Origin of the sequence: Arachidicoccus rhizosphaerae, assembly GCF_900107765.1 — a bacterium.
In the GTDB taxonomy this organism is placed as follows: Bacteria; Bacteroidota; Bacteroidia; order Chitinophagales; family Chitinophagaceae; genus Arachidicoccus; species Arachidicoccus rhizosphaerae.
Genome location: NZ_FNQY01000007.1, coordinates 143,814 through 168,143 on the forward strand (window position 1 = coordinate 143,814; position 24,330 = coordinate 168,143).

15 protein-coding genes are annotated in these 24,330 nt (G+C 41.3%); 9 read left to right on the forward strand and 6 right to left on the reverse strand.

The genetic code is table 11. The annotated features are described in order from the left end of the window. Positions 1–37: 37 nt before the first annotated feature. A complete protein-coding gene (gene gltX / locus BLU80_RS07880) occupies positions 38–1,594 on the reverse strand; it encodes a glutamate--tRNA ligase (RefSeq protein ID WP_091396216.1) in 1,557 nt (518 codons plus the stop codon). Between the two features lie 285 nt (positions 1,595–1,879). On the opposite strand from gltX, the gene BLU80_RS07885 reads away from it, so the two are divergent. The 4 genes from BLU80_RS07885 (at position 1,880) to BLU80_RS07900 (ending at position 5,997) form a co-directional block, all read left to right on the forward strand. Next, positions 1,880–3,172 carry an aminopeptidase P family protein gene (locus tag BLU80_RS07885; protein WP_091396218.1) on the forward strand — a complete coding sequence of 431 codons (1,293 nt, stop codon included), beginning with the start codon at positions 1,880–1,882 and terminating at the stop codon, positions 3,170–3,172. 451 nt (positions 3,173–3,623) lie between these two features. Continuing rightward, complete coding sequence (locus BLU80_RS07890) at positions 3,624–4,409, forward strand: CDP-alcohol phosphatidyltransferase family protein (RefSeq protein ID WP_091396221.1); 786 nt, start codon at positions 3,624–3,626, stop codon at positions 4,407–4,409. Positions 4,410–4,512: 103 nt separating this feature from the next. Next, positions 4,513–5,433: a phosphoribosylaminoimidazolesuccinocarboxamide synthase gene (locus tag BLU80_RS07895; RefSeq protein ID WP_091396224.1), complete on the forward strand. Its 921-nt coding sequence runs from the start codon at positions 4,513–4,515 to the stop codon at positions 5,431–5,433. A gap of 39 nt (positions 5,434–5,472) precedes the next feature. Beyond that, the gene (locus BLU80_RS07900) at positions 5,473–5,997 is read left to right on the forward strand and encodes a gamma carbonic anhydrase family protein (RefSeq protein ID WP_170831178.1); all 525 of its coding nucleotides are present in this window, start codon (positions 5,473–5,475) and stop codon (positions 5,995–5,997) included. A 158-nt stretch (positions 5,998–6,155) separates the two neighbouring features. On the opposite strand, the gene rsgA is transcribed toward BLU80_RS07900, so the two are convergent. Next, a complete protein-coding gene (rsgA, locus tag BLU80_RS07905; protein WP_091396228.1) occupies positions 6,156–7,082 on the reverse strand; it encodes a ribosome small subunit-dependent GTPase A in 927 nt (308 codons plus the stop codon). 180 nt (positions 7,083–7,262) lie between these two features. Further along, positions 7,263–8,195, reverse strand: coding sequence for an alpha/beta hydrolase (locus BLU80_RS07910; RefSeq protein ID WP_244518805.1), 933 nt, complete (start codon positions 8,193–8,195; stop codon positions 7,263–7,265). A 480-nt stretch (positions 8,196–8,675) separates the two neighbouring features. Here BLU80_RS07910 and BLU80_RS07915 point away from each other — a divergent pair, with 480 nt between their 5' ends. Next, positions 8,676–9,812 carry an ATP-binding protein gene (locus tag BLU80_RS07915; RefSeq protein ID WP_211481791.1) on the forward strand — a complete coding sequence of 379 codons (1,137 nt, stop codon included), beginning with the start codon at positions 8,676–8,678 and terminating at the stop codon, positions 9,810–9,812. 666 nt (positions 9,813–10,478) lie between these two features. Here the strand turns inward: BLU80_RS07915 and BLU80_RS07920 are convergent. The 3 genes from BLU80_RS07920 to BLU80_RS07930 all read right to left on the reverse strand — a co-directional run bounded on the left by BLU80_RS07920 (position 10,479) and on the right by BLU80_RS07930 (position 13,802). Beyond that, positions 10,479–10,769 (reverse strand): hypothetical protein, encoded by a 291-nt coding sequence (locus BLU80_RS07920; protein ID WP_244518807.1) that lies wholly within the window; start codon positions 10,767–10,769, stop codon positions 10,479–10,481. Positions 10,770–10,827: 58 nt separating this feature from the next. Beyond that, the gene (ccsA, locus tag BLU80_RS07925) at positions 10,828–13,296 is read right to left on the reverse strand and encodes a cytochrome c biogenesis protein CcsA (RefSeq protein ID WP_091396234.1); all 2,469 of its coding nucleotides are present in this window, start codon (positions 13,294–13,296) and stop codon (positions 10,828–10,830) included. 89 nt (positions 13,297–13,385) lie between these two features. Then, positions 13,386–13,802, reverse strand: a complete 417-nt coding sequence (locus BLU80_RS07930; RefSeq protein ID WP_091396237.1) for a cytochrome c maturation protein CcmE domain-containing protein — start codon at positions 13,800–13,802, stop codon at positions 13,386–13,388. Between the two features lie 941 nt (positions 13,803–14,743). Here BLU80_RS07930 and BLU80_RS07940 point away from each other — a divergent pair. The 4 genes from BLU80_RS07940 (at position 14,744) to BLU80_RS07955 (ending at position 24,300) form a co-directional block, all read left to right on the forward strand. After that, positions 14,744–17,761, forward strand: coding sequence for a SusC/RagA family TonB-linked outer membrane protein (locus tag BLU80_RS07940; RefSeq protein ID WP_091396243.1), 3,018 nt, complete (start codon positions 14,744–14,746; stop codon positions 17,759–17,761). A 19-nt stretch (positions 17,762–17,780) separates the two neighbouring features. Beyond that, on the forward strand, positions 17,781–19,412 hold the full coding sequence (locus BLU80_RS07945; protein ID WP_091396247.1) for a RagB/SusD family nutrient uptake outer membrane protein: 1,632 nt from the start codon (positions 17,781–17,783) through the stop codon (positions 19,410–19,412). A gap of 675 nt (positions 19,413–20,087) precedes the next feature. Continuing rightward, positions 20,088–21,428 (forward strand): glycoside hydrolase family 27 protein, encoded by a 1,341-nt coding sequence (locus BLU80_RS07950; RefSeq protein ID WP_091396251.1) that lies wholly within the window; start codon positions 20,088–20,090, stop codon positions 21,426–21,428. A gap of 61 nt (positions 21,429–21,489) precedes the next feature. After that, on the forward strand, positions 21,490–24,300 hold the full coding sequence (locus BLU80_RS07955) for a family 43 glycosylhydrolase (RefSeq protein WP_211481792.1): 2,811 nt from the start codon (positions 21,490–21,492) through the stop codon (positions 24,298–24,300). The last annotated feature ends 30 nt before the right edge of the window (positions 24,301–24,330 follow it).

Below are 24,330 nucleotides of genomic sequence, written 5' to 3' on the forward strand. Positions count from 1 at the left end.
ATATTATTTAATGATGAGTGGATGCTTGTTTTTGACGCTAGTTTCCATTATTTGCCTCGAGTTGACCCAGGGCAAATTTGATCCGGCTAACGGTTTGTTTAGCTCCTATTGTTGAGGCTATATCAAATACATGCGGCCCGAATTTACCCCCAACCAGCATAATGCGCAGGGGCAGCATCAGTTCGCCCGGCTTTAACTGACTGGCCGCAGCCAGTTCCTTAAAACTATTCTCCAGGTTTTCGGGGGTAAAATCCTGAGTGAGTTCATAACTGCGGATCAGCTCAACAAAAAAGCTGTTCTTTTGTTCATTCCATTTTTTAAGGATGGCGTCCAGATCCAGTGTAGTGGGTGCCTTAAAGAAAAAGCCGGTTTGTTCCACAAAATCGGTGAGCAGCGTACAACGGTCTTTTACCTGATCTATGATGCTTAAGAGTGTGTCGTTATTCCCTGTTGTATCAATACCTGCGTTATGCAGGTAATACTGCACATGCGGCAACAGCTTATCAGCACTACTTTTTTTAATCCATTCCTTATTGAACCAGAGCGCCTTTTCATAATTAAATTTAGCGCCCTTTTTATGGATACGTTCTACAGAGAACTTTTCCAGGAGTTCTTCCATGGAAAATACTTCCTGCTCCGTTCCGTCATTCCAGCCCAGGACGGCCAGCATATTGACAAAAGCCTCCGGTAGAAATCCGAGTTCTCTGTAACCCTTGGTAAAGTCTCCGGTTCTGGGGTCTGTCCAGTTCATGGCAAAGACCGGAAATCCCAGTCGGTCGCCGTCTCTTTTGGAAAGCTTGCCGTTGCCGTCCGGTTTCATGATCAGCGGAAGATGTGCCCAGGTGACCATGTTTTCCAGGCCAAACAGGTATTTCCAAAGCAGAATATGAACCGGAGAGCTGGGAAGCCACTCTTCTCCCCGGAAACTATGGGTGATTTGCATCAGGTGATCATCTACGACAACCGCTAGGTGGTAGGTAGGCATACCATCTGCTTTCAGCAGCACCTTATCGTCCGTCTCTGAACTGTTGAATTCTACTTCACCGCGAATCAGATCAGTAAAACGAAGGGTCTCATTCTCAGGCGCCTTGATTCTGATTACATAAGGGGTGCCGCCGGCGATTAAGTCTTTAGTTTCTTGTTCGCTGATTGTTAGTGAGTTGCGCATTTTGTCCCGCAGCGTACTATCATATCTGGGGGACGGGTTGGCTTCGGTTTTATAGTCATTACGCATGGCTTCCAGTTCCTCAGGGGTATCGAATGCATAGTAGGCGTGACCGTCTTTTACGAGTTGTTCTGCGTACTGGCCGTAAATAGCCTTACGCTCACTCTGGCGGTAAGGGCCATACGGGCCGCCGGTGGCCGGACTCTCATCCGGATTCAGTCCACACCAGGCAAGTGTGTCATATATATACTGTTCAGCACCCTCCACAAACCTGGTCCGGTCTGTATCTTCAATACGCAGGATAAACTCCCCGTTGTGCTGCCGGGTAAACAGATAATTAAAGAGGACGGTACGTACACCGCCAAGATGCAGCCCTCCGGTAGGGGATGGGGCAAACCGGGTTCTTACTTTTTTGCTAGAATTCGTCATTTTGTCTATGTTATCCATAAAGCGCAAAGATAAGGTGATTCGAAATAAGCCCACCTGCAAAATGCAGGGGTCTATTGCGCTCTATTATAGATGGGCTGAAAACCTGAAATATCAGAAAATAAAGTAAAGACAAGATTTTGTTAAGTATTGGTTCGTTTGAGGTGCCTTGGCCACTGATTTGACGGGGCCAGCATCAATTTTGCCGGATATGGGATATGCAGTACATTGCAAAGGCAATCACGCGCAATCATCAGGGGGGAGCCCCCAATATTTAAAATACCTACCATGAAACATTTACCCTTACCCAGTAAGCTATTTATAGAAAACAGGCGCCGTTTTGTCAAAGAAATGAAACCAGATAGTATCGCGATCTTTAACAGCAATGATCAGATGCCTGAAAATGCGGACGCCACCCTTGGATTTGTCCAAAATAGCGACCTGTATTGGCTCACCGGTATAGAGCAGGAGGATACCATGCTGTTGTTGTTTCCGGATCATCCGGATCCAAGCTGGCAGGAAGTGCTGGTGTTAGTCCGTCCCAATGAACTCAAGGAAAAATGGATTGGTCATAGGCTGACTGCGGCGGAAGGGAAAGAAATTGCCGGGGTTCAGGCTGTTATCTGGCTGGATGAGCTGGAAAGCTTTCTACCCGGACTTATGCATATAGCGGAGTATGTTTATTTGAATACCAATGAACACGATAAGGGTGCCACGCAGGTGGCTACCAGGGATTACCGGTTTATAGAACAAATAAAGGCACGCTACCCTTTGCATCACTATGAAAGAGCGGCCAAAGTCACCCGCCGGCTTAGGATGGTTAAAACGGCTGAGGAAGTAGCCGTGATTCAAAAAGCCATTGATATTACAGATCAGACCTTTAGAAGGCTGCTGGGCTTTATCAAACCAGGGGTATATGAATACGAGATAGAAGCAGAGATCCTGCATGAATTTATACGTAACCGTGCCAGCTCAGAAGCTTATCCCAGCATTATTGCCAGTGGAGACCGGGCCAGAATCCTGCACTATATCGATAACAACCAGATATGTGAATCTGGGGAACTTATCTTAATGGATTTTGGTGCCCGTTATGGCGGCTATAATGCAGATCTGACAAGAACGATCCCTGTCAGCGGCGTGTTTACCAAAAGGCAAAAGGAACTCTATAACGGCTGTTTGGCACTACATAAATACTGCGCTTCCCTGTTAAAGCCCGGTATTACACTGGATAAATATCATGAAAAAGTGGGTCAGGAGGCTACCAGGATCTTCCTTAAACTGGGATTATTGAAAAAAGAAGATATCAAAAACGAGGATCCGGGCAATAAGGCTTACAGAAAATATCTCTATCATGGCATCTCTCATCATCTGGGGGTCGATGTGCATGATGTGCACGATAAATACACGCCGCTGAAAGTAGGAGCCGTACTGACTATTGAACCTGGTATTTATATACCGGAAGAACAGACCGGCATCCGGATAGAAAATAATTATTTACTCACCAGAAGCGGCAATAAGGATCTGATGAAAAATATACCTATTACGGTGGACGAAATAGAGCGGCTGATGAAAAGAAAGTAAAGCATTCTAATAACAGATATTGAATTAGGCTGTTGAGAATTTGAGGGGCATTGTATGCCCCTTTTTTTCTGATTTACCGTTCTTTTGTACCCTGCTTCTGACTCCTGACATTTTTCAATATTAACCTGGGTTCAAATTAAAGAGAAGAACAGCGTTTTTGGAGTGATGGAGCTAACTGTATGTTCGGTACTCATGGTGGTTTCCCATGAGTTTTCATACCTTCGTTGTATGTTACGCAAATATCCGATTGGCTTGGGCATTCAGCCTGCCAGTCTTGAAGGTTTTGTGTTTAATTATTGAGGGAATAATGGACTTAGAAAAGACAAAGGGGCCTGGTTTCGGGGTCAAAACTCCAGCAAGAGCCCTTTTAAGGACTCAATTCTATATAAAATGCTGCTTCCGGCCAAATCCAGCATTTTATTTGTAGTTTTGTTTCCCTTAAAATTTATTCATGAGAAAACACATAGCCAATTGTTTTACCCTGTTAAATCTGGTATTTGGATGCTTAGCAATAATTCAGATACTGGCGGGATTACCCGGTCTGGGGTTAAGCTTTGCTGCTGGAGGGGCGGCTGAGGCGGATCTGGTAGCCCGTATGTGCGTGGCTTCATTGTTTATCTGTCTTGCAGGGGTCGTGGATTTCTTAGACGGCCTGATTGCCCGCCTGTTAGGGGCTGCCTCCGAGATGGGTAAGCAGTTGGATTCATTGGCTGATTTAGTGAGCTTTGGGGTCGCTCCCGGCCTTATCCTATACCAGTTTCTGCTAATCGCCTTTAGTAACGGCAACCTGGCAGCCGGAGCGTCCATGAATTATTGGTATTTACTGCCTGCTTTGCTGGTACCACTGGCAGGCGCTTATAGACTGGCCCGGTTTAATCTGGGAACCCATTTTTCGACTGAATTTGAAGGTCTCCCGATTCCTGCAGGCGGTATTCTGATTGCCTCTTTTCCCCTGATTTTTAAAAATACAGACAATCAAGCGCTCCAGCAGCTGATGCATACCTCCTGGTTCTGGTATGCAGTGACACTAATAGTGAGTTTTTTAATGATATCTACCATTGCGATGATGAGCCTGAAATTCAAGAACTTATCGTTTATTCAAAACTGGCCTAAATTCTTACTGCTAATACTGGCCATCGTTTTAGGGATTAGTCTTCATTGGTTGGCAGTGCCACTGGTATTTATTGTATATATATTACTGTCTGTCATAATGTTACGAAAAGGCACTCCCTTATAAAATGAGTGGAAATTAAAATTAATGTTTAACCAACGTTTTACAGTTTCCCTGATTAAAATTTCAAACAATTCCGTTATTTTTACAAACTATAATTTAATCCTATATGCCTCAGTTTCATTTTATAGAGCAATCCGGATTTTACAAAGGCAAGGTAAGAGATGTCTATTATATTGGTACGGACCGTCTGGTGATGGTGGCCAGTAACCGGATCTCTGCTTTTGATGTGATTTTACCCAGACCAATCCCCTATAAAGGACAGGTCTTAAACCAGGTGGCAGCTTATATGCTGAATGCTACCAGAGATATCTGCCCCAACTGGCTGCAGGCTACGCCGGCGCCCAATGTGTCCGTTGGACGCACCTGTATTCCCTTTAAAATTGAAATGGTCGTCAGAGGAAATCTGACGGGGCATGCCTGGCGTACTTATAACAGTGGTCTTAGAGAACTCTGTGGGGTTAAGTTGCCGGAAGGCTTAAAAGAAAATGACTTTTTCCCAGAGCCTATCATTACGCCATCTACCAAAGCAGATGAAGGCCATGACGAAGATATCTCAAAAGAACAGATTATTGCTACTGGCCTGTGTACGGCAGAGCAGTGGGAACAGTTGTCCGCTTATGCACTGGCGCTTTTTGCAAGAGGCCGGCAGATGGCAGATAAACAAGGACTCATCTTAGTAGACACTAAGTATGAATTTGGGTTATTGGATAATCAGATATACCTGATGGATGAAATCCATACGCCGGATTCTTCCAGATATTTTTATAAGGAAGGATTTGAAGAGCGGCAGGCGTCGGGAGAAAGACAAAAGCAGCTCAGTAAGGAGTTTGTCCGGGAATGGCTCATCGAAAATAATTTTATGGGTAAAGAAGGACAGACGGTGCCGGAGATGACAGACAGCTGGGTCAATCAGATTTCTAAAAGATATATTGAGTTATTTGAAAAGGTAACAGGACAGAAGTTCCTGCCTCAGGATTGGTCTGAGCAGCAGGTGCTGAATGCAATTAATAAAGAGCTGGGACACTAAGTGGGAGAAGACTTCCATAAAAAGACAAAAATTTACATTATGATAATTACCGTAAGAGAGAAGACCCCTGAATTAGGGCAAAACAATTATGTAGCTCCAACGGCTACTTTGATAGGTGATGTTAAAGCGGGAGATGATTGCAGTTTTTGGTTCGGCAGTGTCGTCAGAGGCGATGTGAACTCAATCAGGCTGGGAAATAAAGTAAATGTCCAGGATAATGTGGTGATTCACTGTACCTATGAGAAGTCTGAAACCATCATTGGTAATAATGTCTCAATTGGTCATAACGCAGTAGTGCATGGCTGCACGATTTATGATAATGTATTGGTGGGGATCAGTGCTGTTATTATGGATGGAGCCATCATTCATAAGAATTCCATTATAGCAGCGGGCGCTGTGGTGCTTAAAAATACCATTGTAGAAGAAGGATGTATTTATGCCGGTGTTCCTGCGAAAAAAATACGGGAAATATCTCCGGATTTACTGGAAGGAGAAATTGAGCGAATTGCCGATAATTATTTGCTGTATACCAGCTGGTATAAAGAAGATAATGTACCTAAATAAAAGGCAGATCCGGGTTTAGCCATTTAGAGGTTAAGCTGGGCAGATAAAGTTTTCGTAAGAGGTGTAGACAGGAGCCGCTAAACGGCATCCTTTCGCACCTTTTTTTATGAGGTACCGGGGGAAGCATTTGCTGTAATAAGGATAAGGAAGCGGTCAGGTTAATAGGTGATTTCTGAGATGGTATCCAGAATTTTACAATAACTGATATAGCGCTCTTCGGCAATTTCGCCCATCACCACCGCTCTTGTAACGGCGCAGTCCGGTTCGTCCAGATGCAGGCAGTTATTAAATTTGCAATCATGAAGTCTGGAGCGCATCTCTGGAAAATAATGAGACAGCTCTTGCCGGGAAATGTCCAGTACCCCGAATTCTCTGATGCCGGGGGTATCAATTACCCGGCCGCCAAAGGGTAGATCAATCATTTCCGAGAAGGTAGTTGTATGCATACCTTTACCACTCCAGCCACTGACAGCACCCGTTTTAAGGGTGACATCCGGATGGACGGCATTAATAAAAGTGGATTTGCCTACACCGGAATGTCCGCTGATCAAGGTGGTTTTGTCTTTGAGCAGGTATTTTAAATCTCTCAGGCCCTGCTGCGTTTCCATACTGATCAGCATGACTTTATAACCGATTCTGGTATATAGGTCATTGTATAGCTCCAGCAGGTCGATTTCTTTTTTGCGGTAGATATCGATTTTATTGAATACCAGTATAGCAGGTACGTGAAAGGCTTCAGCTGAGATTAAAAACCGGTCGATGAAACCTCCGGAAGTCTTTGGATTGCGCAAAGTGGCAAATAAAAGCGTCTGGTCCAGATTGGCGCCGACAATATGATGCTGGTTCTTATTGTGCGGCGAGACCCTTGCAATATAATTATCCCTTTCTTTTATCTCGGTAATGACGACCGACTGCTCGGATTCTGTGTCTGGAATGATTTCTACTATATCTCCGACGGCAATGGGATTGGTGGACGTGATGCCTTCCAGTTTCATGGCGCCTTTGATGCGCGCACGATAGGATTTTCCGTCATGCGTCTTGACGATATACCAGCTACCTGTAGATTTATAGACAATTGCTTGCAATGGTCGTAGGCTTTTATTGTGGATACGAAGATATTACAATTGCCCGAAATTGCTTCTTGATGGGTATAAAATGTGGAAATGGCCAAAATCTTCCCTGGACTTGTTTGTTTTTTTGAATTGGACGGCGTTGATATATATGTTTTTATTTTTACTAATTTTCTTTGCCTTAAAATACCCAAATCAGGGTAATAATGCTGATTTGAAAAAGTCTGAAGTTTTGTTAACCGCTTGTGTTACATAATTCAAATTGTCATATAAGGCCATATGACTGGCTCCATCTATTATCATTATTTCTTTGGGCTGCGCGGCTTTCTCAAAGGCGTCCTTTGTCATCCATAATGTTGCTGCCTCGGATCCAGAAATCATGAGTAGTGGTCTGGGTGTTATTTGTCGGATGAAGGCAAAGGCGTCAAAGGTTGCGATCAGCTCTACACTTTGCCAGGTCAGCGTTTTAGCAGATCTGGGGTGTTGTCCCCTGTCCGTATTGTAATATTCCCAGCCTTCGTATACATGTTGACCGAGTGTTCTGGCCTCCTCTTCGTTTGCAGGGAACAAAGGAAAGGAGCCAGCAAGAGCACCCTTAAGGACTGCTGCCTTATCTGATGCTGCTGCATTCAACATGTTCGCGATAACTGACGGAGCTTGTTTTCCATCTCCGCCATATCTGAGTTGTCTGTGAATGTCAGCGGCAATTACAGTAGCTACGGCCTTAACGCGTATATCAGAAGCGGCAGCGCTAATTACGTAGCCGCCTGAAGCACAAATGCCGAATAGCCCGATTTTATCAGGATCCACTATATCTAAAGTACTTAAATAGGTTACCGCACATTTGAAATCTTCGACACGCTGCCCGGGATCTTCCTGTCCGCGTGGATAACCTTCACTCTCTCCCTGATAAGCTGCATCAAAGGTTAAAACAATCCACCCTCTTTCGGAAAAAAGTCTGGCATATAAAGCGGCCGTCTGCTCTTTAACCCCGCTGCCGGGGTGGCCGACAATAATGCCAGCCGTTGGGAAAGTAGCTGACTGTGGAATGTATAATTCTGCTGCGATATTCAAGCCTTTGGATTGAAAGCAGACTGCTTGTCTTCCTGTTATGTTCGTTCCCATCATTTATTTTTTTATTGGTGATAAAGTCTTTTTACTTGTGCAGGTTGGTAATTCGGGGCTGGGGCTTTGCTAGGGCTCCGGTTTGCCAGGAAGCCTTTTTGTTCCTGGTCAAAATGATGATGCCGAAAAATAAACCTGTTCATAATTTTTGTCACTTACCTGGGGTAAATGTTACGGTAAAATTATGCTGCCAGGATGCGGAGTAAAGCGGTCAGTTTATTGAACCGGTCAAATGTCCGTCTGAAGCCTGATTTTCAGCTATTGAACCGGACAGGGAAGGTCATCACATTAGGGAAAGGCAGTACTTGTTTTGTTAATCTAGTGTTATGTAGTTGCTGGTGAGTCATCCTTCTAATAAACGATTATTATGATTATTTGATACTATAATTAATTATTATTATGATTATTTAAAAATATAATTTATTATTATTATGATTATTTGATAATTGCCTATATTTGCTTTAGTTTTAAATTTTAAAAAGAATGATTATTCAGCGAAGCTTGCAAAAAGCAATTTATAATCGAATGTTCAAGGGAAAGGCTATACTGCTTTTCGGACCCAGACAATGTGGTAAATCAACCTTGATACATCAAATATTAGAAGATAGGCCCTTTTTATACCTTAATGGTGATGAAGGAAGTACCCGGGAGGCATTAACAAATACCAATGTACCTCTATTGAAGACAATTATTGGAAATCATAATATAGTATTTATTGATGAGGCCCAACGGATTCCAAATATTGGACTGACTTTAAAAATTATTACTGACCAGATAAAAGATATACAGGTAATTGCAACGGCGTCTTCTGCCTTCGAGTTAGCGAATCGTGTTAATGAGTCTTTGACAGGAAGAAAGTATGAATTTATGCTTTATCCCCTGAGTTTTGCGGAAATGGTCACACACGATGGTTTTTTGCATGAAAAGGTCATGATTGAGCATAGATTGATATATGGATATTATCCAGAAATTGTGGTGAATCCCGGTGATGAGAAATATTTGTTGAAATCCTTATCTAGTAGTTATTTATATAAGGATTTATTGGTGCTTGATAATATTAAAAAGCATTCAGTCCTGGAGAAACTTTTAAGAGCATTAGCACTCCAGATTGGGAGTGAGGCGAATGTCAATGAAATTGCTGGTATTGTGGGCGTTTCTCGCTTGACCGTTGAGAAATATATTGATCTATTGGAAAAGGCATTTGTCATATTTACTTTACCTGCTTTAAGCAGGAATGTTAGAAATGAGATAAAGAAAGGGAGGAAGGTCTATTTTTATGACTGCGGCGTCAGAAATGCAATTATTAATAATTTTAAACCAGTATCGCAAAGAACAGACGTCGGCGGACTCTGGGAAAATTTTGTAATAGCGGAAAGAATAAAATATTTGCAGTATCAGGGTATTGATGTTAAGCAATATTTTTGGCGAACCACACAACAACAAGAAGTCGATTTGATTGAAGAACATGAAGGAGGAGATCTTTTTGCATTTGAATTTAAATGGAATAAAAAGGCCAAAGTAAGGTTCCCCAGTACATTCGTTGATAACTATCCGAATGTAAAAACTTTTGCGATCTCTCCGGAAAATATCGAAACATTCTTATTGAAAATGCCTGAATAAATGGAGCAGTCCATGATGGAGTCCTGCTGCCAGTGGAGCACTAGGTCTTGGACGTGAATCAGCAGTGGCATTGGAAGCTGTTGTTATCAAAGATAAGGAATTTTTATCTGGCCTGATGCAAATGGGCACCGGCCACGTGATGGGACTGGAAAATAAAATGGCGGATACTGATCAGACAACCGCAAAAGTAATTATGCTTTTTAAACGACCCAGAATTTCATAAAGTTAGTTTTGCAAATTCTAATTGTCCTGAAAAAAATGAATCTGTTCATTATTTTTACTGATTACCTGGGATAAATGTTACTGTAAAATTATGCTGTCATGATGGGGTGTAAAGCAGCAAGTTTATTGAACCGGTCAAATGGCCATCTGAAGTCTGATTTTTAGTCAGTGAACCGGACAAGTATCTGCGTCTAGTCACTTTAAGACCAGCTTCAGATAAAGCTGCTAAAAAGGGGAAATAAAAAGTATGCGTTTGATTCTTTACTAAAGACGCTGGAACGGATTTAGATAAGCTAAGACGAGAAGTGGTTCGTACAGACCGCTTCTAAATGGTGAGGGGTTACCAGCAATAAACAAGGGGACCAAATTTGGCCCCCTTGTTTATTGCTGGTAAAGTATTTGTCCCTGCCTAAAAAATAATGGAGGGTTGTGCTGTGTGTCAATTTATTGGACTTGTGATTCGCTATCTTCCAGGGCACGGGTAATCTTTTCTTTTTTGTACCACTTAAAGCCTATAATGGAGAGAATGCTGATAGGGATTACCATCAGATATAAAATGCCTTTATTGAGCCCGGCTGCTGGACCGTCACCAAGTTGCTGGGCAGTCTTGGTACATAGTGCACATTGTGCCATCAGTTGAGTACTTCCTGCTAATAATAATACAGCCAGTAGTACGAGCCCGGTGTATATTTTTTTTAGGCTGTATTTTACCATTGATTGTTGTCCATTATTCATCTGATCCTCCTTCATTTTAAAAATACGCGAATAGCATTGTGACAAAGCTATGCTTTCTTTAGCTAACGCTCTGCTTTGCTGCTTTTGTTTGTTTCAGCTTCCGGTAGCCCTGAAAAACACTCATAAAGAAGCCGATAACCATAACGATTACACCTAACCAGACTGCTCCAATCAGCGGGAACTCAATGACTTTTAAGGTTAAGGAGTCGTTTAAGGAATTGCTTTCCTTAACGCCAATCTCCAGTTTGCCGTCCTTGTCATTTAATACCTTATTGAACCTGATCACCAGACCCTGTGCGAGCACCGTGTCGGCAATGACACTTGCTTTGTCCTTATCAATCAATACTTTAGGTGTAGCCGGGAATTTTGAGCCATCTTTAGTAATAACGGTCATGTCAAGTCCCATTTCCATACTGGAATCACTGCCCATTTTGGTTGCAGACTGTGTGACATTCACTTTATTTAAGACGATCATCCCGTTTGAGTAAAAGGTGGTGTCTCCGACTGCCAGTTCTGCCGGCCTGAAAGTGGTGGTATCTGTTCCTTCCTGCTGCCAGGAAGAAACGTATGTATAAATATCCTTATTCCAGTAATGTTTGGAATCTGGCGTTGCGCCATAACCTTCCTGCTGGCGGTTGTTCTTTAACCAATAAGGATGTAAGGTAAATTCTTCTCCATTGGTTTTACCCTTAAAATGAATGGTGAAAACCCTTTGTTTATCCCTGGTATTCATGGAATCCCCCATAAAGGTGACCATATATTTACCCATATCAATAGGGACGCCTTTAAATAAGGTGATATTTTCTGCGGGATCTTCTGTATCTGTTTTTTCAAATAAGGCGATTCCTGTAGTATTATGACTGAGAATCAGCTCTTTACTCGATGAAATGAGTACCCCGAACAGCAGGAGTCCAAAACCAATATGTGCCACACTGGCACCAGCGGTTTTAATTTTACCACCCAGTACAGCAACGATATAACTGAAATTACCCACGATGGCATAGAGCGCAGAAAAGGTAGCCAGGTAAATAGCGACCAGAAATCCAGCGCCGTGCGTATAATAGTCCAGTTTGAAAATAAGGCAAAAGATAATAGTGAGTGCCAGTGCGATCACGGTTGGAATCGTAAGGCTTTTGGCAAGTTGCTTGCCAGTTGATTTTTTATATTTAAAGAACTGTGTAATAGCCGTTAAAATGCCGACGACAAAGGCGATAAAAATCTGAATCTTATTGTAAGCAAATTTGGGGTCTTCCGGTTGTGCGATCTTGGTGCCGAAGATTTTATTGAAAACCGGCATGGAAGTCTGCCCAATGATCATTAATGCGGATAAAAAAAGCACCAGTGATCCAATAAACATCCAGAATTCCCGGCTGTATAACTCTTCTTCCTTTTTTACAGTGGGCATGGTGTTTTTGTTCTTAAAGAACAGGTACATGGCCGGTAAGAAAAATACCAGAATAAAACTGATAAGCTGTGCACTCATGTCAGCTCCGGTAAAGGCATGCACAGAGGTATCTCCTAGGATGCCACTTCTGGTAAGGAAAGTGGAATAAAGTACAAAACTGAAAGAAAGGATATAAAATATATAGGTGGTCCTTAAAGAATATTTGGAATGATTATACACCAGGTTACAGTGCAGACCGGCGACCATAATCAGCCAGGGAACCATGGAGGCGTTTTCAACCGGATCCCAAGCCCAGTAACCGCCAAAGTTCAGGCTCTCATATGCCCAGGCGCCACCCATCATAATACCCAGACTTAATATACCGCCACTGAAAGCAGCCCAGGACAAGGCGGGTTTGGTCCAGCTATGATCCTTATTCATCAGACCGCTGAAACAATAAGCAAAAGGTACAATGGTAGAAGCGAAGCCTAAAAACAGGATGGGCGGATGGATGACCATCCAGTAGTTTTGAAGCGTAGCATTTAATCCCTGCCCGTCTTTAAGATATTTTAGGTAGTCCTGCTTAAACAGGCCAGTTGCCTGGTCAATAAATACAGGTGCATTGTCTAATATCCCTTTTTGACGCATTAAAAGAAAGGGATCGCTACCGATTTTAAGGCCAAATACATAGACGCCGATAATCATGGTGGCGAGGCAGAACTGGGCAAAACTGACAACTGTCATCACCGGTGCTTCCCATTTGCCTCCCTTGCGGATTACGATGATTCCTAAAAGGCAATGCCAGAAAGTCCATAATAGGAAAGAGCCTTCCTGCCCTTCCCATAGACAGGAGAAGATATATTCTGTCTGGAGCGTTTTATCAGAATGACTCCAGGCATAATAATATTCAAATAAGTTATTGGAAAGAATATAATAGAGGCAACCAATGGTGGTAACTACTGCTGCAGCTTCAATGAAAAACGCAACTCTGGCCATTTTAAGCCAGCTTTTCTTTTCGGTTTCAATGAGGGCTCTGTTCGCTTTAAAAAAGGCAAAAGTCGCTATGAGGGAGACCACGAGGGAAACCACACTTGCGAAGTGTCCCAATTGGCCGGGGAAAAGATGCTCACCTGTATAGGTCATGTCTCTGGAGTATAAATCTGTGATTAGAATGGAATAGGAAACGATGGGTTACTGTCTTGCCGGTTTTGCAACAGAAGACTGTCCGGATTTTAGCGGCTGGCGCTAAAATCTTCCTTCATGGCATTGGGATTGTCCTTGTATTTAGAAGGACATTTTAAAAGAATGCCACTTTGCTCCCGGATCTGGAATATGCCGTCTTTATCCATTTTGCCTTTCAGCACAATGCGTTCACTTTTTTCCATATCCGTTGGTTTTTCGTAATAGTAGGCAACGGCCATACGCTCACCAAGGGTATCGGTTACCTGGAAGGTGAGATAATTAGGATTTTTGACCGGATCGTAGTGAAGGGTGTTCTTGTCCAATTTGGCAATAACAGTCACCGTTTTGCCTTCTTTAGCCTTTGCTGTTTTAATGGTCTCATAAGTGGTGAAGTCTCCTAACTGACTGATTAGTAATGCAATTACAATTGCGATAACGACCAACACAACGATATTTAATTTCTTCATATCTGAATAGAATTAATAAAATGGTCCCAAACCTTGAATTTCTGGCGCAAAGGTAAGGCAAAAAAGCGTTGTACAGCGGTAAATAGCTATATCCAAAGGGGAATTAACTAATCCTTGAAGGCCTGAAAATCATATGATTCTCAGAGTCAAAATGCCCCAACGTCCTGTTACTGATAGCTTCATATATAAAAATTACTTTGGGCCTTACAAGCAATAGAAAATCAATATCTTATCATTGGTTTTATCTATGAGATGCAATGCCATAAAAGAAAACCGTATTTAAAATCACCTGAATGGCTGTAAACGAATGGGTTGGAATTAGCATTTGATTCAATAGAATTACAAGCTACTTCATCCATATCACAGTAGGAAGATTTCTACAACTAAAGGTAGTTTCATAAGTAAATGAGCTGAGGACAATAAGTTATTTAAATACGCAATCTGTTATCTTTTTAACAGCCTTCAAATAGAAAAGTTGTTTGCAAGTTAATGGGCGAATTAACGCAGATGACCTCAAGATTATAAAGAAGTTGAAAAGTCCAGCTCTCCCCAATTTTGTCATACAAACAAATATTATCTCCATTTCTGATCGAAACATTATTTTTTGAAATTCGGGGCGCTTTAACTGCAAATTTGTTAATGTATGATAAAATTTTGCCGAAAAGCCCCCCTTTTATTACCATTTTACCCCTTAAATGTTAAAATCTGACTGTTAATTTTGGCTTAATGATTAGGGAATGGAAATTGAATAAGGTAACAGAACGATTGCAATTTCTCCTAAAAAGAATCACACTAAATCAAATCAATGCTCAAAATGATTAATGGCAAGGCATCACTTAGGAGGCTGTTCATTATTCATATTTCACTTCTAATTGTTTCAGAAATTAAACTGATTTCTGATTGTTCAGGGTTAAAAACTTTTATTTTTTAAACTTCAATCAATGCTAAAAAAGAATGCACAGCCACAAGACAAGATGTTTTGTAGGCTTTTTAAGCGTCAAGGCTACTATTATTTGGGGAGCCTTTTGGTTTTTCTTTTAATCTCTGTAGCAGGGATTTCCCAGTCAAGGATGATTGCAGGTCAGGTAATGGATGAACATGGTGTTCCCATTGCAAGCGCATCTGTAAAGATTGCCGGATCGCCGGGTGGTTCTGTGACAGATGATCTGGGTAAATTTGAATTGAAATTATCACCTCCTGCAACGCTTATAGTTTCCAGTCTGGGGTATGTTACTCAGGAAATTAAGGTTACTGATCAAAGTGAGTTGGAAATTCACTTAAAAGCAAACGATGATAATAAGCTAGGAGAAGTAATCGTGGTCGGATATGGCACTCAGAAAAAAACAGACGTAACTGGGGCAGTCACCTCTGTTTCTGCGGACAGGTTATCGAAAATTCCAGTTACGAATGTTATGCAGTCGGTGGAAGGAGCGGTTCCTGGGCTGACCGTGACCTCGACTTCAGGTGTTCCGGGAAGTTCACCATCATTATTAGTAAGAGGGCAAAATTCCATAACCGCAGGTTCAGGTCCATATATTATAGTGGACGGGATTCCATTAATCAAAACTGTCGGTTCTTCTTTGAATGATATCAATCCAAATGATATTGAATCCATAGTAGTCTTAAAAGACGCTTCTGCCACAGCGATTTATGGAACTCAGGGCTCCAATGGAGTAATCCTTGTGACTACAAAAAGAGGCAAAACTGGCAAGCCGCAGATTCGATACAATGGATATACAGGCATTGAGAATATCGCCCATGTGCTTCAACCCAGGGATGGAGCGTCCTATGTTCAGAAATATGCCGATTATATGACAGCCACAGGTCAAACTCAGACCAGCCCGGTCCCGAATTATGGTGAACTAGATAATTATAATAATGGTACAACAACAGACTGGATCAAAGAAGCAACTCGTACAGGAATTCTTCAGGATCATAATCTGAGCGTTTCTGGCGGGACGGATAACGTACGCTATTATTTTGGTGGAGAATACCTGAAACAAAAGGGAGTTGTGGAAGGATATCAATATCATAGAGCCAGTTTCCGGTCTAATCTGGATGTCAAAATCACCGATTTTCTCAAAGTAGGAACCTCCTCTTTTTTTACAGCTAATGATTATGGTGGTGGCCGTGCCAATTTGCTTAATGCGACGGCAATGAGCCCATATGGCAATGAATATAATGATGACGGAAGCTATGCTATATTCCCGATGTATCCAGAGTTATTGTATACCAATCCATTAGTAGGTCTGACTACTTCAAATATGAGTAAGACTGTAAATATTAATGCCAATGCTTATGCTGAAGTTGATTTAGGAGGGCTGCTCAAAGGTTTAAGGTATCGACTGAATGCAGGGTATATTTATTTCCCTGAAAGATATGCAACCTATACGGGTAGAGCGGCAAATGATATGCTGGGTACTGCTAGTGTGACAAATGCACACACCTCTAATTATACAATAGAAAACCTATTGTATTATAATGCTGATTTTGGGAAAAATCATTTAGACTTTACGGGTCTTTACAGTGCACAGCAACGAAAATACATGACCACTACAGCAGGAGCTAAGGGTTTCGTCAACGATGTGCTGACATATAATAATCTTGGGGCTGGTGCAACTCAGACCAGCTCATCCTATAGCGACAAATATGGCTTGAATTCACAAATGGTCAGAGTTAATTATAATTATGACAGCCGCTATCTGCTGACACTTACTGCTCGCCGTGACGGATCTTCAGTATTTGGAGCCAATACGAGCAAATATGGAATATTTCCCTCTGCAGCTTTTGGCTGGAATATTTCTAATGAGTCATTTATGAAATCCGTTGATTTTGTAAACAATTTAAAGCTGAGGGTTTCCTATGGTAAGACAGGTAACGAGGCGGTAGGTGTGTACAAAACCATTACCACTGACAATTCCATTCGGCAACCATTTGACGGAATCAGTACGATTGGCGTTGTTGCAGGAAATCTAGGCAATGATAATTTGCATTGGGAATCCACCAAAACCTTTAACCTGGGATTAGATTTTAGCTTATTCAATCACCGAGTAGATGGAACCATAGATTACTATAATAATAAGACTTATGGCTTACTTTTAAGCCGCAGCCTGCCAATTATTACCGGATACAGCTCCGTGCTTGACAACATTGGCAAAACATCAAATAATGGTCTGGAAATCAGTTTGAATACTAAAAATGTAGAATTGGAAAAGTTTGGCTGGGAGACCTCCCTTTCTTTTTCCACTAATAAAAATAAGATTGTTGATTTATATGGAGATGGAAAGGATGATTTAGGAAATCGCTGGTTTATCGGCCATCCAATTGGGGTTATTTACGATTATAAATTGGAAGGAGTATGGCAGGAAGGTGAAGATCCATCTAATCAGGATCCTGGTGCTAAACCCGGTGACCTGAAATTCGCGGACCTGAATGGAGATCATCAGATAACAGCAGAAGATAAATCAATTCTTGGCCAGACGACTCCTAAATGGACTGGAGGCATGACCAATACCTTTCACTATGGTAATTTCAGTTTAAGGGTTTTTATACAGACCGTACAAGGAGTATTGAAAAACAATCCTGATCTGAATTATGCAGATGAAACAGGAAGGCGTAATACGCCCGAGGAAGTTGGCTATTGGACACCTGAAAATAAGAGTAATACGAGGCCTTCTTTGGCTTATAATAATACGCGGGGATATGGGTATCCTTCCAATGCGAGCTATACCCGCTTGAAGGATGTAACGCTTAGTTATGTCTTTTCACAGTCCTTGTTAGATAAATGGAATTTGGGAGGACTGACATTTTATGTAAGTGGAAGGAATCTGATTACCAATACAGATTGGATTGGCTGGGATCCGGAATCCAATTACTCAACAAGAGGCTCAGGAGACTGGGTAAATAATTATCCAGTGACCAGGTCCTTTGTATTCGGAATGAATATCTCTCTAAAATAAATAGCGTAAAATCATTATCATGAAAAAATTATTAATCATATTCGGACTGACGGGATGCATTTTTAGCATGTGGTCATGCCATAAAAGTTTCCTTGAGGAGACACCTCAGTCTTCTTACACTCCTGTTACACTAAAGGATTCTCTGGGTTTTCAGGCGGCTTTGGTTGGTTTATACAATCAACTTGAAAATTATTATTCATGGTCGTCCAGACAAGGTTGGCCAAGTGTCTGGCAGGTGGGGACAGATGTAGCCAATGCCACAGCTAATCAGGAAGGAGTAGAGATACCCTATTATAATTATGGAGAACTTACTTCTACTGATGTAGCTTCACAGCATATCTGGACCTTAAATTATCAGATGATTAATCTGACAAATATTATTCTTGATAATGCGGAAGCATCTGATTTAACAGGTATATCAGAAAATAATAAAAAAGCCATTGAAGCAGAAGCAAAATTTTTCCGTGCCTTCGCTTATAATTATCTGGCTACTTTATACGGAGGGGTACCTTTGGTCACACATGCGCTTGCCGGGCCTAAAACCGATTTTACAAGAGCAAGTCTGGATTCAGTAAATCAGTTAATAATTGCTGATCTGGAATATGCAAAGGTGAATTTGCCGGATATTGAAGATGTTCCAAGTAATACCAATGGAAAAATGTACGGCCGGGCCAATAAGTTCATGGCTATGCAATTATTGGCGAAGGTGTATTTACGTTCAGGTCAGCCCGCCTTAGCAGAAGAAAATACAAAAGCTATCATTAATAGCGGAAGATTCAGCCTTGTAACCAAGCGCTATGGGGTTAAATCAGAACAAGCGGGTGACCCTTTTTCTGATATGTTTGTATATGGCAATGAGCGCAGAAACCAAGGTAATACGGAAGCCATCTGGGTACTAGAACTTGAAAATCCAAGTTCAGTTGTTGGCGGAGTATCGGATAATCCACAACAGCGCAGGGTCTGGGGAGCAGCCTATTACAATATAAGTGGGATGGTTATTTGTGATTCATTAGGAGGTAGAGGGATTGCTAGACTTCGTTTGAGTAATTGGGTGTTATATGGCCTTTATCAAAATGAGGATATGCGAAATTCTCAGTATAATATCCGCAGACGTTATTACTATAATGACCCAACAAATGCAAATTATGGAAAGATGGTTCCCTTTACAGGACCAGATACTTTATTTAAGATCTGCCCAAGCACCACCAAATGGGGGCAGTATGATCCAAATGATGATTTTGGTTATGCAATGATCAAAGATTTTATTTTGATGAGATTAGGAGAGACCTATTTATTACAGGCTGAGGCACAATTTGACCAAGGAAAATTAGCAGATGCTGCAGCGAGCATCAATGTACTTCGAGCCAGAGCTTTTGAAGATTACCCCACAGAGGGCAAAGTCGCTTCAGGTGATATCACCATGGATTTTATTCTGGACGAAAGAGCCAGGGAATTGATAGGTGAGGAAAATAGAAGAATGACACTCATGCGAACCAAGACATTGGTAGAGCGGGTGAACCGATTGAACCTTAATGATGCGCAACACCCAGTTACCGGTGTTAGTCAAACGAACCTCTTGCTTCCGATTCCTTTAGATGAAATTCAGCTAAATAAGGATGCCGTCCTGGATCAAAATCCAGGTTACAATTAATATTATGGGATAGATTTGAAAATTTTTGTTTACAAAGAATAGTCTTAATATTTATTTGTAATTCAATCAGTTATTCGTTTATAAACGGTTTAATTAGAGATAAAATAAGGATTGCCACATATCTTAGGTATGTGGCAATTTTTCATTACAGTTAAATATTTTCAGGTGTTCAGTTACAGATGAAACTCTATGTATTTATTTATTTTTAATATATAGTGTGTTTTTTATAAGAATACTATCATTGTATTTAAATGGAAATGTATATATTTTTTTGTTTTTATTTTAAATATTTGTCAATTGTACAAATATTGTCTATCTTCGAAATCGCGATGAACCAAAATTGGCTATGCTGATTTTAAGCTGCATAGACAACCATCAAAATCAGGTAAAATACGCGACTGTGGAAAAAACGGTTGATTAACGAAGGCAATAATGAGATTTTTGATTAAAAATCATACCACAGAAAAGCGGTTAAATCAAATTGTGTTTATCGCAAACTATTGACATTTAATTAATTGTATTGAATTTTGGCTGGAAATTTCTTGTAGAAATTATCTGCCAGGGCTTATTTGAGATTCATTAATATTTGTCAATTGTACAAATATATTGATCTTTTGAATGGAGGAACAATATGTTTGAGGCAGTTAATTGATTAATAAGGGCAATCAACAAAAAATGAGAAAATACGTAAGGTTAACGGCAATTTTAATTTTATGCGGCTGGCTGAGCAGCCTGCGTGCACAAACGGATTTTAAATCATGGGCCGGGACACCCCCTATGGGGTGGAATAGTTGGGATGCATATGGCCCGACGATTACCGAACCAGAGGTAAAGGCGAATGCGGATTATATGGCTAGCCATTTAAAAGCCTCCGGCTGGCAATATATTGTTGTGGATATTCGCTGGTATGTATCCAATGATAAAGCAGGCGGATACAATCAAACGGATCCTATTTATAATCTGGATAAATATGGAAGATATATACCTGCCGTAAACAGATTTCCATCCGCAAAAGATGGAAAAGGGTTCAAGGCATTGGCTGATTACATTCATGCTAAGGGACTAAAGTTTGGCATTCATATTATGCGTGGGGTACCTAAAGAGGCTGTTGCAAAAAAAATGCCTATTAAAGGTACCAGTTATACGGCGGATCAAATCTATAGCCCGGAAAGGCAATGTGAATGGCTGAAGGATAATTATACCATTGACAGCACAGCTGCTGGAGCCCAGGCTTATTACAATTCCATTTTGGAACTTTATGCCAGCTGGGGAGTGGATTTTATCAAGGTAGATGACCTTTCCAGGCCTTATCATCAGGCCGAAATTGAGATGATTAGAAAAGCAATCGACAAGACCGGCCGGCCTATTGTATTTAGCACTTCTCCCGGAGAAACACCTATATCGGCAGCTATTAATGTCGGACAAAATGCCAATATGTGGCGCATGGTGGATGATGTCTGGGATACCTGGCCACATATAACCCATTTAATGAAAGTAGCAGAACAGTGGTATCCTTATATTAAACCCGGAAACTGGCCGGATTGCGATATGATCCCCCTGGGGAGAATCTCTATCAGAGGAGAAAGAGGAGCGGACCGAATGACTCGCCTGACTAAGGATGAGCAGTATTCTTTGATGAGTTTCTTTTTGATTTTCCGATCTCCTTTAATGTTTGGTGGGGATTTGCCAAGCCTTGATACATTTACCTCCGGCCTTTTAACCAATAAGGCTGCGCTTAAAATGCACAAGGAAGGTACTCAGGTCAAAGAACTTTATCAAAAAGATGGCCGTTTGGCTGTGACTTCAATCAATAGTAAGACCGGAGAGCGCTACCTTGCTCTATTTAATATCTCTGACAGTGTAAAACCTTTGACACTGTCCGTTAGCTTGGCAGATCTGGGCCTGAAAAAAGCCACACTGACTAATATCTGGACAGGTAGAAAAGAAGGAAAAATTATTAAAACCATACAGGTCAGTCTGGCTCCTCACGCCTGTAAATTATATAGCTTACAATAATTAAAAAGAAATGCGCTTATTTAAGAAATTAGCATTTGGGTTAATAACGTGTATACCTTTAATGGCATGGCCTGGGAATTCTCATGCCCAAAATGAACCTGCTCGTGAAAATAAGCCCGATGCAGGTTACTTATTTGCCTATTTTGAAGGCAAAGGTACCAATCAGGAAGCCTTGCGTTTTGCGGTAAGTCAGGACGCTGTTCATTGGAAAGCACTGAATAACAATAATCCTGTGATTGGCTCTGATTCGATCTCTGCTACTGGAGGTATCCGGGATCCGCATATATTAAGAGGAGAAAAGGCGGATGGTTATTTCCTGGTGGCCACAGATATGAATACTCGGAAAAACGGTTGGGATTATAATCCTGGCATTGTTATGCTTCATTCAAAAGATTTATTGAATTGGAGTCATAGCAAAATAGAACTTTCCAAGCAATATCCTAAGAAATTTGCAAATATCAAATGGGTCTGGGCTCCGCAGACTATTTTTGATCCAAAAGTCAATAAATACCTGGTGTATTTTACAGTTCGGTTTAAGGACAACGAAAAACTGGATTTTTATGCCGCCTATGCCAATAAAGACTTTAGCGGATTTGAAGGCACTCCCAAATTGTTATTCAGTCCGGAATTTGGAGGCATAGATGCTGATATTATATACAAGAATGGGCTTTATCATTTTTTCTTTAAAGGCAATACCAAAAATGCAGCGGGCAAAGAAATTAAAAATGGCATTAAGCAGGCGACTAGTCAGAAGCTCTGGGGACCTTGGAAAGAATTACCGGGCTATATAGACGCTTTTGCTGATAAAGATACCAGTGTTGAAGGGTCCAGTGTTTTTAAACTAAACGATAAAGACTCCTATGTGCTGATGTATGACCTGTATGGAGTGGGCAAGTATGCCTATCAGACATCGGCTGATTTAAACAATTTTTCAAAGGAACCAGCCTATTTTACCAAAGACTTTAATCCAAGACATGGCAGTGTTATCTCTATAAGCAAAGCAGAAGCTCGCCTACTGCAGTCCAAATGGAAAGGAGTGCCTGCAGATTTATTAAGACCCAATGAAACCGGTGATCTTTATCATTTTACTTCGAACGGAAATCCTATTGTTACTCATGAATTTACAGCTGATCCGGCAGCTTTGGTAACAGGAGACACGATGTGGTTATTTACGGGAAGGGATGCAAATGGAGGTCAGACCGGATATCATATGAGAGAATGGCTGGCATTTTCTTCGACAGATATGCATCACTGGACAGAATACCCAACGCCCATGAAATCAGCTGATTTTGACTGGGCAAAGAGTAAGGCCGCCTGGGCGGGTCAGGTAATTCCTAGAAACGGTAAATACTACTGGTATTTCTGTACCAATTGGTCTGGAATCGGGGTAGCGGTGGCAGACCGCCCTGAAGGCCCGTATAAAGACGCCATCGGTAAGCCATTATTGACTAATAAGGATTGTTTTGCCTCTTCTCACGGATGGGCTTGCCTGGATCCGAGTGTTTTCATAGACGATGATGGACAGGCCTGGCTCTTTTGGGGGAACAGAGAGTGTTATTATGCCAAGCTAAAGAAAAATATGACCGAAATTGACGGTCCGGTCAAGCAGATGATGTTTCCTGGTTTTGAATTTACGGAAGCGGTCTGGATGCATAAGTATAAAGGGAAGTATTATCTGAGTTATTCTACGGGATTCCCTGAGAAAACGGCCTATGCCATGGCGGATAATATTGAAGGGCCATATGTTTATAAAGGGATAATCAATGAACTGGCCGGTAATTGTAACACAAATCATCACGCAATCCTGGAATTTAAAGGGCAATGGTATTTTATTTATCATAATGGAGGTGTGGAACCTGATGGTGGCAGTTTTAGCAGATCAGTCTGCTCTGAATTTTTGAATTATAACCCAGATGGAACTATCCAGAAGATTCAAATGACGACCGCTGGTACGGATCCCGGATTTGTACCCTTTGATAATAAGAATAATCCGGTATTAAAAGGATTTTATGCGGATCCGGATATCATTTATTCTTATAAGGATAAAAAATATTATCTCTATCCGACAAGTGACGGTTTTACCGGCTGGAGTGGAACTTATTTTAAAGCTTTTAGCTCTGACAACCTGAAAGAATGGAAAGATGAAGGTGTTATTCTGAATTTGAAAAAGGATGTATCCTGGTCCCATACCAATGCCTGGGCACCCACTATGATTGAGAAGAAAACCGCAAAGGGTTATCAATACTTTTATTATTTTGTAGCGGGTCAACAAATCGGTGTAGCGAGTTCAGATAGTCCTACCGGTCCGTTTAAGGATAGTGGTAAGCCGTTGATACCCAAGGAAACCAAGGGTGGGCAGGCTATTGATCCTGCCGTATTTCATGATCCGGTAAGTGGTAAAGATTATTTGTATTGGGGCAATGGCTATTTAAAAGTGGCTGAACTAAGCGAGGATATGGAAACCTTAAAGGAAGGAAGCCTTAAGGTGATTACCCCTGACCATACTTTCAGGGAAGGAGCTTATGTCTTTTATAGAAATAAAAGGTATTATTTTATGTGGTCGGAAAATGACACCAGAAGTCCGGATTATAGAGTACGGTATGGTTATTCGGATAGCCCGGATGGTCCCATTACCATTCCTAAAAATAATCTGATTTTACAGAAAAGTCCGGAAAACGGTATTTATGGAACCGGACATAATTCTGTAATCCAGGTGCCTGGTAAAGATCAGTGGTATATCGTCTATCACCGGTTTCACAGGCCAACCGGAATACATATGGGAGACGCTGCAGGCTATAATAGAGAAGTGTGTATTGATGCATTGGAATTTAATCCGGATGGTAGTATAAAACCTGTTATCCCAACTTTGTAGATTAATTGCTAATGAATAGTTTGTTGTGTA